This is a genomic window from Ruegeria sp. AL12, assembly GCF_056540885.1.
The window spans coordinates 16,913-30,306 of record NZ_JBQFXN010000006.1 but is presented as its reverse complement, the minus strand read 5'-3'; the positions used below and the strand labels follow the sequence as shown (position 1 = coordinate 30,306).

The window sequence follows — 13,394 nt, the reverse complement described above, 5'->3', positions numbered from 1 at the left end:
ATGGATGCGGAACCGCGCAGCCTGACCGTCTATCTTGCCGCGCTGGTCACCTTGGCGCTTTTGCCTTTGGGGCTGATTGCGGTATTGCAGACACGCGCTGTGATTACCGAGGCCGACGAAAGATCTCGGGCCTCGGTTTTGGCGCGCACCATCGAAGCTGCCACCCGGGAACGGGAGCTTCTGCAGAAAGCTGTTGGTGCCAGTTCGGGACTTACCGCCGCGCTTTCGGCTGGAGGTATGGACAAAGCCGCTTGCTCGGGCCTTATGCGCAGGTTCGTCGAACGACAGCCCGAGTTTGTATTTGCCGGGTTTATACAGCCGAACGGTGTTATGGCTTGCTCAACCGTCGAACGGACCATCGAATTGTCGGACGCGCCCGGTTTCGGGCAGATCTCGGAAAATCCGCAGCTTACTTTTTCTGTCAGTCGTGCCGGGGCGGCGACAGGGCAATCAGTGATCATCGTAACCCAGCCGGTCATGAACAAGACCGAGCTTATGGGGTTCGTCTCCATCTCGATACCTCATGCGCTGGCGCGCACGCCCTTGGATGTTGGCAACATTGGTAGTGACGTGGTCATCGCCCTGTTCGACGCGACCGGAGAAGTGCTGTCATCAAATGTGGGCTTGGATGAGGTCAAACCATTCCTGCCGCCCGCGAAAGAAAACCTGTTGGTTCTGTCCAGTTCCGGTAAAACATTTTCGGCTAAAACGGCCGACGGAGAGGATCGGGTTTTTGCAGTTGCCAGCATCATTCCGGGCGAAGTCGCCGTGATTGGCAGTTGGCCACGCGAGGCGGCGCTGGCCTCAGTCGGTGCAGGCAGCACTGCTTTGACCATTGCTTTTCCGATCCTGATGTGGGTGACCGGTCTGGGAGTTGCCTTGTGGGGCCTGCATCGATTGGTGATCCGGCATCTCGACAGCTTGCGTTCGGCCGTGCGTCGTTTCGCGTTGGGCGAGCGCGACCCAATTGAAAGCCTCGCAGGCGCCCCGCAGGAGTTTCAGCAAATACAGACTGCATTCAACCGCATGGTCTTGTTGATCCGCGAGGCTGAGGCGCAGCACGAACGCGACCTTGTCGAAAAAACGCTGTTGTTGCGCGAGGTACACCATCGCGTCAAAAACAATCTTCAACTGATCGCTTCGATCATGAACATGCATTTGCGCAAGGCCGAAACCACCGAGGCCCGGCGCTTGCTGGAACAGTTGCAGCGTCGGGTTCGCGGCCTGGCCATGGTGCACCAGAGCTTGAACCAGAACTCGCAGATGACGACGATCAACACCGAGGCACTGATCGGACATTTGGTCGCCGAACTGGCGCATCGACCGCCAATTCTGGGTCAGGTGGTCGAGGTTGACTGCCGGATCGCGCCTGTCGAACTGGGGCAGGATCAGGCAGTCACGCTGTCGATGCTGGTGGCCGAGGCGCTGACGAACGCGGTCAAATACGTAGGCGTTCCGCAGGACGGACCGCCGACAATTTCGGTGGAATTGACCCGACCCGAGGAGAGCAACCTGCATCTGAAAATCTCCAACACGCGCGGGCAGACGGACGACGGTGCGGATCTGTTTCACAGCGGCGGGATCGGTCAGCGGCTGATGCAGGCCTTCCTCCGCCAATTGGACGGTTCCGAAACCATAACCGAGACATCATCGCATTATGTGTATGAGGTGACGTTCGAAATCGCTGAATTAGAAGGGGATAGCGAACCACAGACCATTGCGGATGAGAGAGGCGGTGATGCCCGTGCCGCAGCAGAATGACTTTGAGGTCCTGATCACGGCCGAGCAAGCCTGGCCCGCCTTGGAAAAAGCGGTTCTGAAGGCCCGGCACCAGATCAAGGCAAGTTTTCGGATATTCGATTTCATGACACGGCTGCGCAGCGACGAGGCGCGCCAGATTGGGGAAACCTGGTTTGACCTGATCGAGCATGTCATTCGCAAGGGTGTAACGTTTCATTTGGTCATCAGCGATTTCGATCCGATCTTCGCGACCGAGTTGCACGAGCTGAGCTGGCGCACGAAACGGCAGGCGGTTGCGCTGGCGGAAATCCTGGGTCCAGAAATCGCCTCGCGCTTGACCGTTCGCGTGTCCATGCACCCGGCGCAGGCTGGCGCATTGCCGTGGGCCGCGCTGTTGCCGGCGGTTCTTCGGAAAAAGGCGCAGCGGATTCAGGAGCTGTCCCGCGAACGACGCGAACGGCAGGCAGTACGGCTGGGGTCGGACACGTTACCCCGGCTTCACACCGTGTCGCACCATCAGAAAGTCGCAGTGATCGACAATGATATCTGCTACCTCGGCGGATTGGACTTGAACGAAAGGCGCTTTGACACACCGGATCACGATCGTCTGGCCAAAAACACCTGGTCAGACGTTCAATTGCTGGTCCGCGGACCCGAGGCCGCCGAGGCCGCGCGCCATATCGACCGGTTCGAACATGAAATCGCAACCGGACAACCGGTCCCACAGGCAACCCACCTGCGCCGCACCCTGTCCAGCCCGCGCCGGTTTGCATTCTGGCGGCTGTCGCCAAAGACCATCGCGCATGAGATCGAGGATGCGCACATAGCCGCCTTTCAAGCCGCGCGGCAACTTCTGCACATCGAGACCCAGTATTTCAGATCAACCCGGCTGGCCGAGGCCTTGGCTGACGCGGGCCATTCCAAGCAGGATCTGAAACTGGTACTTGTTTTACCAGCCTTGCCCGAGGAAGTGGCCTTTGGCGGCCATGACGGATTGGACGCGCAATACGGGTTGGACCTGCAGGCCAAATGCTTGGAGATCATTCAGCAGGGGTTCCAAGACCGGGTTTCGGTGTCGACCCCGGTCCAACCGATTCCGGCCAGTGGGGCCGATGCCAGCGCTGAAGTTCTGAGCGGGTCTCCGATCATTCACGTTCACAACAAAGTTCTGGTGGTGGATGACCATCATGCTTTGGTCGGGTCCGCCAACCTGAACGGACGGTCTTTGCGGTGGGACACAGAAGTCGCCCTTCGGGTCACCGACCGGCAGCGGGTCGCAGTTCTGCGGCAGGCCCTGGTGGATCATTGGTGGTTCTCGGATGATCTGAGCAAACCGATCGAGCCCGATGCCATGTTCGCGTGGTGGGGGCGAGAGGTACAGGCCAACGGCGTGCGGCGCCCCGAAGCGCGCAGCGGCTTCCTGGTTCCGCATGACGCCGACGTTGCGCGCGACATGCGGCAACCGCTTCCGGGGGTAACTGAAAACATCGTTTAGGTGGGCGCGACCGGGCTCATGACCTTGGGGTGCAACAATACGCCGAACCACAGCAGGATCGGGAGTGCGACGATGGCGCCGACCGGCCCCCACAGCCAAAGCCCAAAGATGATGGCAATGAACACGACCAACGGGTTCACCTGCAGACGTTGGCCGACGAAGGCGGGTGTTACGAATTGTGCTTCAGAAAGATTGATCGCCAGGAAAACCAGGGGGGGCAACAGGGCCGCGGCTCCACCGAACTGGGTTAAACCGGCGATCAGAAGGCCGGTCAGGATCATCAGCGGACCGAGATACAGCACATAGTTCAGAAGGCCGGCGGCCAGCCCCCAGATCACGGCGTCATTGATGCCGATCAGCCCCAAGGCCACAGCCGTTACCGTCCCGAGGCCGATATTGACCAACGTCACGGCAGCGAAATAGCGATAGACCGCGCGGTCGGCCAGATACAGCCGCTCCGTCAACGGGCCGGCTGCGGCATAGAGCTCGGGTCGGGTCAAAACGAAAAAGAACAGCGTGCCGATGAAAATCAGGATCTTTGATCCGAAATTGGGCGCCAGCCACAAGGCATCCATCACTGACGGAAGGGCGGACTCCGTTTCCGCTGCCCCATCGGCGCCGACGGTTTCTTCGATCTCGCGCCCAAGCGTTTCGATACCCCGAATGAACTCGGACATTGCGGCGACCCAAGAGCGCAACTCGCGTTTGATGGCGGGCAACTGTTCGACCAGCGTGGACAGCAACGGTTCAAGCAGAAGGAACGCCGCGACGATGACGGTGCTGGTCACGAACAGCAGTGCCGAAGCGGATATCACACGCGGGCAACCAACCCCCTCAAGCTTGTCGGCGAGTGGGGCGACCACGACCCCCAGAACCAACGCGAAGGTGATCGGCGCGACGATCGACCGGGCTAGGTACAAAGCGGTGATGATGGCGATCCCGGTCAGGATCGCCAGCATCGCACGCAAGGCCGATGGAGAGCTGAAAGCAGTGGGCATGGGCGCGCTTCACTGACTGCGCAAAGCGTCGGAGGCCCGATCAGCGGCCTCATCCAGCCGTGCGTTGGCCGCGGCATGCAGCTTGTCCAGTTCTTCGTTCAAAACCCGTTGGGCCTGTCGCATCAGCTGATCGCGCCGATGGCCCAGCAACTCGTCCTCTTTGCGGGTGTTGGGCAGCAGAGCGCCAGCCAGAATACCTACGCCCAGCGCTAATGCTCCGGCCGCCAGCGGCTGATCATGAACGAAGGTTTGCGAGGCCTTCGCCGCCTTCCGCGCACGCTTCTCGACCGCTTGCTGCGCACCGATTGCGGCCTTGCGCGCTTCGATCACACGGGCACGGGCCTGGGGTGAGAGCTTGTCCAGACCACGATCCAAGGCGGCGGACAGCACGCTGGCAGATTGGCTGTGTTCAGTCATTCCGGTCATCTCCTGTTTCATGCGGCTGTCGGCGTCGGCGACACGCCGATCAAAGCCGTCGAAGGCCTGCTGCGGAGGTACGGCCTGGCGCGGGGATTGGGTGCTTTTTGAGCCAGACCCTGGACCCGCAACCCAAAGGGCTGCTCCTGCACCGAGCAGAGCAAAGGCGGCCGGGTTTTTTTGAGCCGCGGACCAGAGTTGCGCACCGATCTGCCCGCCATAGGCTTCGAGCGTCGATTTCGCCTCGTCTGCCAGGCGCGGCGGTGCCAGCGTATCCGACAGAGCATTAAGCGAGCGTGCAAGAGCGCTGCGTTCGTATGCGATCTGCGTTTCAAGAGGTGTCAGGTCAGACATGGGTCGACTCCTTCATCGCTTCGATGTCGCGCTGCAGGTTTTTCATGGCTTGCTCGGGGACCAGCGCGGTGGCGGACAAGCGGGACCGGCCAAAAAGCGCCAGGCACCCAGCAACCAGTGCCAAGCCCGCGCCAACGAGCAACGAGGCCATACCCACCGAAAAACCATTGGCGGCGATATACGCGACCAAGGATGTCGCCATGAGGTTCAGTGCGATCATCAAAAGGATCAGAGCAACGCCAAGGCAGGCCAGCCCTAAGCCCGCTCGCGTCAGGTTTCGGGACAACTCCTCTTTGGCAAGCTTTACCTCAGCCTGAAGCAAACCCGACAGATGTTTGAGCGCGTTTGCCAAAAGCCCCGGTGCAGATCGCAGATCGTTGGGGTTATGCATCGCGGCCACCATTCATTCGCGCCAACGCGCTGGTGTGGCCCGAGGTATCGACCGAGGTACCATGCAGCAGCGACGGATCAATATCCCAAGGATCTGCACGAAAAGATGCGGATTGGGCCGCGCCCGTATTGCGCGCGCTCAGGAAACGGGCTGCAGCAAACCCGGCCAAGGCAGCCGATCCGACGAACAACAGCGGGTTTTCGCGGGCGAAATCAGACACCTTTCGGCTCATACTGGCCAAGTCGGCAGAGCGGACTTGCCCAGCCACAGCTTCCATGTTGTCCGCAATCCTCGACAAGACCTGATGCTGTACCGATTGGTCGGGAAATGCATCGGCAGCTGCGTCGGCTGCATGAGCGGCGCTCTCAACCTCCTGCGCTGCGCTGTCCTTCAGGGATTCGGCCCGGGCCGAGACCTCGGCGGTCACGGTGTCCTTGACCTTGCCGGTCAGATCCTGGGCATGGGCTTTTGCTTTCTCCGTGGTCTCGGTTCGACGTGGCATGGTTCGATCTCCTGTGTTGAGGTCTCGGTCCTTCAACGCATGGAAGACGAGATTGTTCCCAAGACCAGTTCGAACGCCACGGTGGACCCAGTTCGGTATCTGTTCGATCCCCCCTTTTTGCCGACCAATGAAGAAATATCGCCGGTGCCCGGAACCAGTTCGAGTTTGGTGCGTTTCACTGACAGCGACGAAGCAATCGAAAGGAATTTACGATGAACTGGGACCAAATTCTTGGACGCTGGACCGAATTCAAAGGCAAGCTGATCGAGCGTTTCGGCGATTTGACCGATGATGAGATCGAGCAAGCCCGCGGCGATCGCGAGCAACTGGAAGGCATCATCCAAAAGAAATACGGAGATTCGAAAGAAGACGTTCGGGAAATCGTGGATCGCCTGATGAAGGACATGTAGCCCAAAGGTGGATGCGCACATCGCGTGGGGTGGCATCAAATCGATGGCGCCCCACAGACTCTCAAGACCGATCCCAACAGGTAATCTCCGAGACTATGAAACTGTCTGACCTCATCAACACGCCCGTTGTCCCATCTGGAACCGACCACGCAATTGGTCGCGTTTCCGATATCGCCATTCGCGCTGGGCAGACCGAGTTGGAGTACGTCTTAGTCAATCTGAGCGTGGCCGGAGGGAATGACCCGGTGGCGTTCACCGCCGATTCGCTCGAATTTGGTGCAAGCGAGGTAGTGTGCACGTTATCCCATCACCAAGTGAATCATCTTCGACAGAGCGAAGGAGGCGAAGACCCCCTCGCAGTAGACATTAAAGGCCTGCCGCCCCTGGTCGTAGGGCCGTTCGGCAACGCGATTGCGCCGGTTGTGATGGGGGCGATCCTGAATGACGCTCTCCGCCAACGCCCCCAGCCCACGCCACCCGGAAGCAACTTCCGATGGTTTGCGAAGTTGCAGGGCAACCCCGTGTTTGACGCGACTGGTGAGTTGGGAAGGTTTATGGATATTGAGCTAGACCCAAACACCAAGGCTCTGCGATTTCTCTTGATCGACGGGCGACCAGATACCCTGAGTTTTCCGTTCGCTGAGTTACGCAATATTCCCGACGATGAACACTACATGGTTCTGTCCAGATCTTCCGATCCGCTGCACCCGGTCTGAGGGTCTGGCCACGGCTTGTCATACCGCGCAGATGCGCGGTTTTTTGTTTTAAAAACAGATATTTTTGCATTTTTCTGGGAACAAGTTCCGGCGTCATTCGTTTGTTCAACAAGACCGCGGGAAACGCGGTCAGAACAGACCAAAGGAGTGAGCTATGAAACGTTTTCTGACCACAACTTCGATCGTTCTGGTGATGTCGGCATCGGCCTATGCAGAGAGCTCGAATGTCGAAGAAGTCGGCAAGAACCTGGAAGAGGCAGCCGAGGCAGCCGGTGATGCGCTGTCCAATACCGCGCAGGATATCAAGAACGCTGCGCAGAACACGGCGGAAGACGTCGACCAGGCAGCCGAAGCAACCGGTGAGTACATCAGCGAAAAAGCCGGACAGATGGCTGATGCGGTTGATCCAACCACCATCGACATCGAGGGTTATGTCCCCGTTGCCCAGGGCACTATCCCGGCCGAAGATCTGACCGGCATGCGCGTCTATGACGTCTCGCAAGAGTGGATCGGCGAGATCGAAGAGGTCGTCGTCGACATGGACGGATCGGTCGATGGGGCCGTGATCGGCGTTGGCGGGTTCCTCGGCTTGGGGGAAAAGGATGTTCTGATCGATTTCTCGCGCGTGTCGCTGATGCGTGAAGTCAATGGTGACAACACCTATGCCTTCGTTCACGCTGACAAAGAGATGCTGAAGGGTATGCCGGCCTACGAAGGGTCGTAAAACGGCTCCTCAGTCGCAAAGCATGTGATCAAGCCGCCGGCCGATTTTTCGGTCGGCGGTTCTTTAATTCCTGTCCATCCGCCACGTTTAGATCAGCGGGCGCGGAACGGCTTCGGTGATTTCGACCAAGCCAAGCTCGGCTAGACCCTCAAGATCGTTAATCTGCAGCACATTGTTGGACCACTCGGCCAGACCGAGATCCTTCAGCCGACGCAGGGTCTTGTTCGTGTGAACCAGCGACAAGCCCAACGCATCCGCAAGATCCTGCTGCCGGTAGGGCAGCGGACACTGCAAGCCTTTGGCCAATCCGACAGCCTGCGACCTTGTGTAGAAGCGGTGCAGGCTCCACGCGATCTTCTCGATCGCGCCGCGCTGGCCGACGGTTGTCAGGGCGTCGCCCAGAAAATGCTCTTCGACCGCGGCCAGGAATGTCAGGTCAAAGGCGCGATCAGGCTGGTTCTGATATAACTCGAACAGCCGCGAGCGATTGAAAACGCACAGCCGCATCGCGGTTGTCGCTTCGACCGAGTGCCGCATCTCGCCCATGACGCCAGCCTGCAGCCCGACGAGATCGCCTGGAAGCACAAAGCCTATGACCTGCCTACGACCGTTTTCCAGCGTTTTGTAGCGAACGCCCATCCCGCTCAGGACCGTGAACAGATGCGCGGATTTCGCGCCCTCGATGAACAGTTGTGTTCCGGGTTCGGCCTGCATCTCGCCGGTTTTGAAACCCTGCATGAATCGCAGGTCGTCTTCCGAAAACGGCAGGAAGACGTCCATCTGCCTCAGCGGACAGTCAGCACATGCGATCAGAGAAATTTTTCGTTGCTGTGTCATAGTTTATTGCGGCGCTGCGGGATTGCCCTACGGTGGCATCGAACAGATTTTAGGATGGTATTTATGGAAGCCTCTTCCCGCAGCGTAGCAGATGTTTTGATTGTTACGGAAAACTTTATCGAAGCAGCGGACATCAGTGACGCCATCCCCGGAGTTTCGACCGATCGCATTGTCCATATCCGCGAGCTGCACGCGGGTGGGCATTTCTGGCAGGACCCCGAATTCGCCCCGGCCTTGAGCGTTCTGAGCTATCGCAGAAGTGAGACGTCATTTGACGCCGTCGCGCGGCTGTTGGCCGAGCGCGGCAGTGCACTGTTGCTGTTGGACCCGTCCCCCGAGGTGCAAGCGCAATTTGAATGTGCGGCACTGATACGGCCTTTTACTGCCGCAGATCTTGCCCGCAAGATCGCAGCCATTGATTTCAGTGGGAACGGCTTGAAGATCGGCGCTGATCCTGGGTGAACTGGCACAAGGCCCATTTCACCATCTATACAATTGACTCAAAAAAAGCGCGGCCGATGCCGCGCTTTTTTGTACCGACAATTTCCGCGCTGATCAGATCGCGCTGCGCGCTGCCTTCGGGCCAAAGATCAGCCAGCAGATGAAGCCGACGACCGGAAGCAACAGAACGAAAAGGACCCACAGGATTTTTGCACCGGTCGTCGCAGACGAGCCGATGATCGAAATAATGGCCCAGATCGACAAAACCAGGACGATCAGACCGCCAATGCCATATACTTCCACCATACCGAAGTTCCTTTCGAATTACTTGTCGTTGTTCCTACAAGGTCACAACGCGATAGGTGGCTAAAAGTTCCCGACAAAGATCTGGGTGTGATCCCAGTTCTCGCACGAGGCTTGAGGATTTTTTACGCCTGATGGAACCAAAACGACCGGCAGAACGTTGGGCTTGAAGGTCGATACAAGGGGTCAAAATGTTCAATACACACAACGCGCCGCGAGACGATCTTGTCGAGAAAGAGAGTGAGCGCGAAGCGGTCGAAGAAGCGTCCGGGCTGTCTCCGCGCCTGATATTCGAGACCATCCGCCAAAACGGTGAGGAGGAACTGGACCGCCCGACCAAAGCGTTGTTCTGGTCCGGGATTGCCGCTGGAGTGCTGATCAGCTTTTCGGTGCTGGGCGAAGCGATATTGCGGGCACATCTGCCCGAAACCAGCGGGCGCTTTCTGATCGAGAACCTGGGCTATTCCCTCGGCTTTGTCCTGGTCATCTTGGGGCGGATGCAGTTGTTTACCGAAAACACGATTACGACTGTCGTTCCAGCCATGATAAATCCGTCCGTTGCCTGCTTCACCAATACCGCCAGGCTGTGGGCAATCGTACTGGGTGCTAATGTGCTGGGGGCGTTTGCGATATCTGCCTTCCTGATCCACACGCCAGTGTTGTCACCTCAGCTCGTCTCGGTCATCAACGACCTGAGTCATCACGCCACCGGCATGGGCGCCTGGGATGGCTTTTTGCGCGGAATACCGGCGGGAATCCTGATTGCGGCGATCGTTTGGATGCTGCCATCGGCGCAGAACAACGAGGTGCTGGTCATCGTAATCTTCACTTGGATGATTGCGGCCGGTGACTTTACCCACGTCGTTGCCGGTTCGGTAGAAATGGCGGTTCTGATGCTTCAGGTGCAGTTGCCAGTAGGCGCAGCCGTTTTCAGCTTTTTCCTGCCCGTCCTCGCCGGCAACATCATCGGAGGAACTGCTGTCTTCACGATGCTGGCATACGCCCAGATCAAACCCGAAATAGAAGAAGACCCAAAGCGCGGCTGAGGCGCTTTGGGTCTTTGGGATGGCGGATTGGTTGGCGTGGCAATGACGAATAGCGGTGTCAGCGATTCCTGATGAAAAACCAGATCAGTAGACCGGCCAAACCCAAGCCGAGCATGGCCGGCAATACGTATTCGATGCCCATATCGGTCGCGGTGTACCGCGTGTTCTAGCTGCGGTTCACCTTGCGCAACGCGAGGCCCAGCAGGACACCCACGCCCAACGCTCCGACCATTGCCAAGCCCGGGTTCTCGCGCACGAATGCTGTACTTTTCTCGGATGTCTGTGTCAGCTGCTTTTGCACCTCGTCGCGCGCCGTCTTCAACGTGTCACGCGTTGCGGTTACGCCATCTTCCAACGCTGATTTGGCCTCCTTGGCCACTTCGTCGATCCGCGCCGCCATCTCCAAATGCGGAGTGTCCTGAGGGGCCTTCTTCGCCGTTTTCTGTGTCATGTCAGATCTCCTTTCATCGACCCAACGCGGGCGGTCGCCAAAGGTTCCACCAAAATGATCCGGAACCAATCTGGGGTTCCAAGCGTTGCTCCGTCAGTAGTCACAAAAATGAAAGGAAATCCCATGTTGTCCTGGGCGCTGATCTTTTTCGCACTTGCTATCGTTGCTGGCATCTTCGGGTTTGGCGGCATCGCGTCGGCCTCGGCCGGTATCGCGCAGATCCTTTTCGTGATCTTTCTGGTCCTGTTCATCGGTTCGCTGATCTTGCGGCTGATCCGTGGGTAAGCCCCCGCGCATCCGCACTCCCTGAAACAGTACTCCGAGGTTCAAAGCCCTATGAAAGATGCCGTCCATACCCAAACCGCCGCCGAATTGCTGATTGCCTGCCTCGAGGCCAACGGCGTGACCTGTGCATTCGGTGTTCCGGGTGAGGAAACAACCGATCTGATCGCCGCAATCGACAAGTCGAGCATCGACTTCGTCTTGTGCCGGCACGAGCAGTCGGCGGCTTTCATGGCATCGGTTCACGGTCGGTTGACGGGGAACCCGGCGGCTTGCCTTTCGACGCTTGGACCTGGAGCGACCAACCTTGTCACCGGTGTGGCGGATGCCACGCTTGACCATGTGCCGCTGATCGCCCTCACAGGACAGGGGGCGCGGTCCAGGCTGGGCCGTGAAAGCCATCAGATCATCGATCTCGAAGCACTCTTTGCGCCAGTCACCAAGTCGAGCCGAACGCTGATGGTCGCGGATGAAATTCCCCAAGTCGTGGCCGAGGCCGTGCGATTGAGCAAGATCGACAAACCCGGAGCCGTCCACCTTTCCCTGCCCGAGGATCTCGCCGAGGTCCCGACACTGGCCGAACCTTTCGTGGCCTCGACGCCAGCCGAGGTGCGACCGGCGGCCGATGCGGTCATCCGTTCCGCGCGCCTGCTGGCCGAGGCGAAAAAGCCCTTGATCCTTGCGGGACACGGGGTGATCCGATCCGGCACCGCAAGCGACGTTCGGGCACTTGCAGAAAGCCTTTCTGCCCCGGTCGTCACGACATTCATGGCCAAAGGCGTTTTGCCTCCGGGGCACCCGCTCTCGCTGCATTCGATCGGTCAGCCGGGCAAGGAGTTGGCGTCTGAAGCCTTCGACCTGTGCGACCTGATCATTGCCATCGGGTTTGACCCGGTCGAATATCCACCCTCGAACATTTCGATGGGCGGTAAGAAGCCGGTTCTCGAGGTCTCGGACGTGGCCTCGACTGTTGATGTGGACTGGCCGGTAAAGGCCGCTCTGACCGGGGACCTTCCGCACTGCATTGACGTTCTGGCCAAGGCCTCGGCCGAACGTCCCGCGCAAAGCTGGTTCAAAGGTCTCCAGCGGAGGATTGACGCCTCGCTGGAAGGTGTAGCAACAGCTTCCGATGCCGCCTGTGTCGCGCCGTCGAACATTTGTCAGGCGATTTCCGAAACGCTTCGCGAAAGCGACGTTCTGTTGTCTGGCGTGGGCCTGCACAAACTTTGGGTCGCCAGCAAGGTTCAAGCACGCCGAGCGGGGCAAATCATCATTCCGAACGGCTTGGCCGGTATGGGCCTTGCGCTGCCTGGAGCGATCGAGGCTGCCCGTCTGTTGGACGAGGGTCGGGTGATCGCCGTTTGCGGTGATGGGGACTTCCTGATGAATGTTCAGGAGATGGAGACGGCGGCCCGGTTGTGCGTGCCCGTGACTGTTCTGGTCTGGGAAGACAACGGCTATGGTCTGATCGACGAAAAACAGCCTGGTGCGCGCGAGTTTTGCTTCGGCAACCCCGATTGGGAGTCTCTGGCCCGATCCTTTGGCTGGATCTACCAAGATATCGAAAGTCTCGGCAATCTTGCTCCTGCGCTGCAGGCGGCGGCTGACGTCGCCATTCCAACCCTGCTGCGGGTGTCGGTCGACTATTCGGCTGATGGCGGGATGCCCACCGTCAACTGATTTTTCCGCCGAAAGTGGAACCAAATCCGGTTTTGGGCGTTTCTTCCCCAGTAGAAAAAAGGAGTTGTCATGACCGACGCATTGAACGTTGTCCCGAACGAAAACCCCGTTTCCACTGGCGTGCGCGACACCGCGCCTTTGGCCAAAGGTCTGGCTGATGTTCTGGCCGACACCTACCGGCTGACCTTCAAGACACATGCGTATCACTGGAACGTGGAAGGCCCTCTGTTCTATTCGATCCACAAGCTGACCGAAGAACAGTACGAAAACATGTTCGCCGCCGCTGATGAGATCGCGGAACGCATCCGCGCGCTGGGACACCTGGCGCCCTCGCGCATGTCCGACATCCTGGATTTCTCGGCCATCAAGGATCGCGAAGGGGACCTGTCCGCCGCCGACATGATCGAAGATCTGGCTGCTGATCACGAGCGGGTGGCGCACCGCCTGCACACCCTGACCGAGCTTGCAGGAAGCCGCAAAGACGTCGTGACTGAAGATCTGGCGACCGAACGTTCGGCATTTCATGAGCAGGCAGCTTGGATGCTGCGGGCGATCTCGAAATCAAGCTGACGCGGTGACCGGGCGCGTGTGTCGTTTTGCGACCCAA

At 58.9% G+C, this 13,394-nt stretch carries 17 protein-coding genes; 10 read left to right on the top strand and 7 right to left on the bottom strand.

The genetic code is table 11. The features are described 5' to 3' along the window. Both ACR0C6_RS15090 and ACR0C6_RS15085 read left to right on the top strand, forming a co-directional pair. Positions 1-1,761 (top strand): sensor histidine kinase, encoded by a 1,761-nt coding sequence (locus tag ACR0C6_RS15090; RefSeq protein ID WP_480446589.1) that lies wholly within the window; start codon positions 1-3, stop codon positions 1,759-1,761. Continuing rightward, entirely contained in the window at positions 1,739-3,235 is a 1,497-nt protein-coding gene (locus tag ACR0C6_RS15085) for a phospholipase D family protein (protein ID WP_480620016.1), read from the top strand. The genes ACR0C6_RS15090 and ACR0C6_RS15085 overlap by 23 nt, the downstream gene beginning before the upstream one ends. Here ACR0C6_RS15085 and ACR0C6_RS15080 read toward each other — a convergent pair. Genes ACR0C6_RS15080 through ACR0C6_RS15065 form a run of 4 tightly spaced genes read right to left on the bottom strand, consistent with a single transcriptional unit; the run spans position 3,232 to position 5,897 of the window. Beyond that, positions 3,232-4,233, bottom strand: a complete 1,002-nt coding sequence (locus ACR0C6_RS15080) for an AI-2E family transporter (protein WP_480446587.1) — start codon at positions 4,231-4,233, stop codon at positions 3,232-3,234. The two genes, ACR0C6_RS15085 and ACR0C6_RS15080, sit on opposite strands and share 4 nt — an antisense overlap. Before the next feature lie 9 nt (positions 4,234-4,242). Continuing rightward, on the bottom strand, positions 4,243-5,004 hold the full coding sequence (locus ACR0C6_RS15075) for a hypothetical protein (protein WP_480446586.1): 762 nt from the start codon (positions 5,002-5,004) through the stop codon (positions 4,243-4,245). After that, positions 4,997-5,395 carry a phage holin family protein gene (locus tag ACR0C6_RS15070; RefSeq protein ID WP_171116901.1) on the bottom strand — a complete coding sequence of 133 codons (399 nt, stop codon included), beginning with the start codon at positions 5,393-5,395 and terminating at the stop codon, positions 4,997-4,999. Before ACR0C6_RS15070 ends, ACR0C6_RS15075 begins: the two co-directional genes overlap by 8 nt. Continuing rightward, the gene (locus ACR0C6_RS15065) at positions 5,388-5,897 is read right to left on the bottom strand and encodes a hypothetical protein (protein ID WP_480446585.1); all 510 of its coding nucleotides are present in this window, start codon (positions 5,895-5,897) and stop codon (positions 5,388-5,390) included. Before ACR0C6_RS15065 ends, ACR0C6_RS15070 begins: the two co-directional genes overlap by 8 nt. 212 nt (positions 5,898-6,109) lie before the next feature. Here ACR0C6_RS15065 and ACR0C6_RS15060 point away from each other — a divergent pair, with 212 nt between their 5' ends. The 3 genes from ACR0C6_RS15060 to ACR0C6_RS15050 all read left to right on the top strand — a co-directional run bounded on the left by ACR0C6_RS15060 (position 6,110) and on the right by ACR0C6_RS15050 (position 7,747). Then, positions 6,110-6,307, top strand: a complete 198-nt coding sequence (locus ACR0C6_RS15060) for a CsbD family protein (RefSeq protein ID WP_093961665.1) — start codon at positions 6,110-6,112, stop codon at positions 6,305-6,307. 95 nt (positions 6,308-6,402) lie between these two features. Beyond that, positions 6,403-7,023, top strand: coding sequence for a PRC-barrel domain-containing protein (locus ACR0C6_RS15055; protein WP_480620015.1), 621 nt, complete (start codon positions 6,403-6,405; stop codon positions 7,021-7,023). A gap of 154 nt (positions 7,024-7,177) precedes the next feature. Continuing rightward, positions 7,178-7,747, top strand: coding sequence for a PRC-barrel domain-containing protein (locus ACR0C6_RS15050; RefSeq protein ID WP_480446583.1), 570 nt, complete (start codon positions 7,178-7,180; stop codon positions 7,745-7,747). 87 nt (positions 7,748-7,834) lie between these two features. On the opposite strand, the gene ACR0C6_RS15045 is transcribed toward ACR0C6_RS15050, so the two are convergent. Further along, positions 7,835-8,584, bottom strand: coding sequence for a Crp/Fnr family transcriptional regulator (locus ACR0C6_RS15045; RefSeq protein ID WP_171172678.1), 750 nt, complete (start codon positions 8,582-8,584; stop codon positions 7,835-7,837). A gap of 63 nt (positions 8,585-8,647) precedes the next feature. On the opposite strand from ACR0C6_RS15045, the gene ACR0C6_RS15040 reads away from it, so the two are divergent. Then, positions 8,648-9,046 (top strand): hypothetical protein, encoded by a 399-nt coding sequence (locus ACR0C6_RS15040; RefSeq protein WP_480446582.1) that lies wholly within the window; start codon positions 8,648-8,650, stop codon positions 9,044-9,046. 93 nt (positions 9,047-9,139) lie between these two features. On the opposite strand, the gene ACR0C6_RS15035 is transcribed toward ACR0C6_RS15040, so the two are convergent. Then, positions 9,140-9,331: a PLDc N-terminal domain-containing protein gene (locus ACR0C6_RS15035; RefSeq protein ID WP_171172676.1), complete on the bottom strand. Its 192-nt coding sequence runs from the start codon at positions 9,329-9,331 to the stop codon at positions 9,140-9,142. Between the two features lie 188 nt (positions 9,332-9,519). Between ACR0C6_RS15035 and ACR0C6_RS15030 the strand changes: the two genes are divergently transcribed. Further along, positions 9,520-10,374: a formate/nitrite transporter family protein gene (locus ACR0C6_RS15030; protein WP_480446581.1), complete on the top strand. Its 855-nt coding sequence runs from the start codon at positions 9,520-9,522 to the stop codon at positions 10,372-10,374. A gap of 166 nt (positions 10,375-10,540) precedes the next feature. Here the strand turns inward: ACR0C6_RS15030 and ACR0C6_RS15025 are convergent, their stop codons facing one another. Continuing rightward, positions 10,541-10,825, bottom strand: coding sequence for a hypothetical protein (locus ACR0C6_RS15025; RefSeq protein WP_480620014.1), 285 nt, complete (start codon positions 10,823-10,825; stop codon positions 10,541-10,543). A 123-nt stretch (positions 10,826-10,948) separates the two neighbouring features. On the opposite strand from ACR0C6_RS15025, the gene ACR0C6_RS15020 reads away from it, so the two are divergent. The 3 genes from ACR0C6_RS15020 (at position 10,949) to ACR0C6_RS15010 (ending at position 13,357) form a co-directional block, all read left to right on the top strand. Continuing rightward, on the top strand, positions 10,949-11,110 hold the full coding sequence (locus ACR0C6_RS15020) for a DUF1328 domain-containing protein (RefSeq protein ID WP_093961673.1): 162 nt from the start codon (positions 10,949-10,951) through the stop codon (positions 11,108-11,110). A 51-nt stretch (positions 11,111-11,161) separates the two neighbouring features. After that, the gene (locus ACR0C6_RS15015) at positions 11,162-12,787 is read left to right on the top strand and encodes an acetolactate synthase large subunit (protein ID WP_480620012.1); all 1,626 of its coding nucleotides are present in this window, start codon (positions 11,162-11,164) and stop codon (positions 12,785-12,787) included. Positions 12,788-12,856: 69 nt separating this feature from the next. Further along, the gene (locus tag ACR0C6_RS15010) at positions 12,857-13,357 is read left to right on the top strand and encodes a Dps family protein (protein ID WP_480446578.1); all 501 of its coding nucleotides are present in this window, start codon (positions 12,857-12,859) and stop codon (positions 13,355-13,357) included. The last annotated feature ends 37 nt before the right edge of the window (positions 13,358-13,394 follow it).

Bases quoted from the DNA above. Each gene is read 5' to 3' on its own strand.
- ACR0C6_RS15090 (WP_480446589.1), top strand. From the start codon at position 1: ATGGATGCGGAACCGCGCAGCCTGACCGTCTATCTTGCCGCGCTGGTC.
- ACR0C6_RS15085 (WP_480620016.1), top strand. From the start codon at position 1,739: ATGCCCGTGCCGCAGCAGAATGACTTTGAGGTCCTGATCACGGCCGAG.
- ACR0C6_RS15080 (WP_480446587.1), bottom strand. From the start codon at position 4,233: ATGCCCACTGCTTTCAGCTCTCCATCGGCCTTGCGTGCGATGCTGGCG.
- ACR0C6_RS15075 (WP_480446586.1), bottom strand. From the start codon at position 5,004: ATGTCTGACCTGACACCTCTTGAAACGCAGATCGCATACGAACGCAGC.
- ACR0C6_RS15070 (WP_171116901.1), bottom strand. From the start codon at position 5,395: ATGCATAACCCCAACGATCTGCGATCTGCACCGGGGCTTTTGGCAAAC.
- ACR0C6_RS15065 (WP_480446585.1), bottom strand. From the start codon at position 5,897: ATGCCACGTCGAACCGAGACCACGGAGAAAGCAAAAGCCCATGCCCAG.
- ACR0C6_RS15060 (WP_093961665.1), top strand. From the start codon at position 6,110: ATGAACTGGGACCAAATTCTTGGACGCTGGACCGAATTCAAAGGCAAG.
- ACR0C6_RS15055 (WP_480620015.1), top strand. From the start codon at position 6,403: ATGAAACTGTCTGACCTCATCAACACGCCCGTTGTCCCATCTGGAACC.
- ACR0C6_RS15050 (WP_480446583.1), top strand. From the start codon at position 7,178: ATGAAACGTTTTCTGACCACAACTTCGATCGTTCTGGTGATGTCGGCA.
- ACR0C6_RS15045 (WP_171172678.1), bottom strand. From the start codon at position 8,584: ATGACACAGCAACGAAAAATTTCTCTGATCGCATGTGCTGACTGTCCG.
- ACR0C6_RS15040 (WP_480446582.1), top strand. From the start codon at position 8,648: ATGGAAGCCTCTTCCCGCAGCGTAGCAGATGTTTTGATTGTTACGGAA.
- ACR0C6_RS15035 (WP_171172676.1), bottom strand. From the start codon at position 9,331: ATGGTGGAAGTATATGGCATTGGCGGTCTGATCGTCCTGGTTTTGTCG.
- ACR0C6_RS15030 (WP_480446581.1), top strand. From the start codon at position 9,520: ATGTTCAATACACACAACGCGCCGCGAGACGATCTTGTCGAGAAAGAG.
- ACR0C6_RS15025 (WP_480620014.1), bottom strand. From the start codon at position 10,825: ATGACACAGAAAACGGCGAAGAAGGCCCCTCAGGACACTCCGCATTTG.
- ACR0C6_RS15020 (WP_093961673.1), top strand. From the start codon at position 10,949: ATGTTGTCCTGGGCGCTGATCTTTTTCGCACTTGCTATCGTTGCTGGC.
- ACR0C6_RS15015 (WP_480620012.1), top strand. From the start codon at position 11,162: ATGAAAGATGCCGTCCATACCCAAACCGCCGCCGAATTGCTGATTGCC.
- ACR0C6_RS15010 (WP_480446578.1), top strand. From the start codon at position 12,857: ATGACCGACGCATTGAACGTTGTCCCGAACGAAAACCCCGTTTCCACT.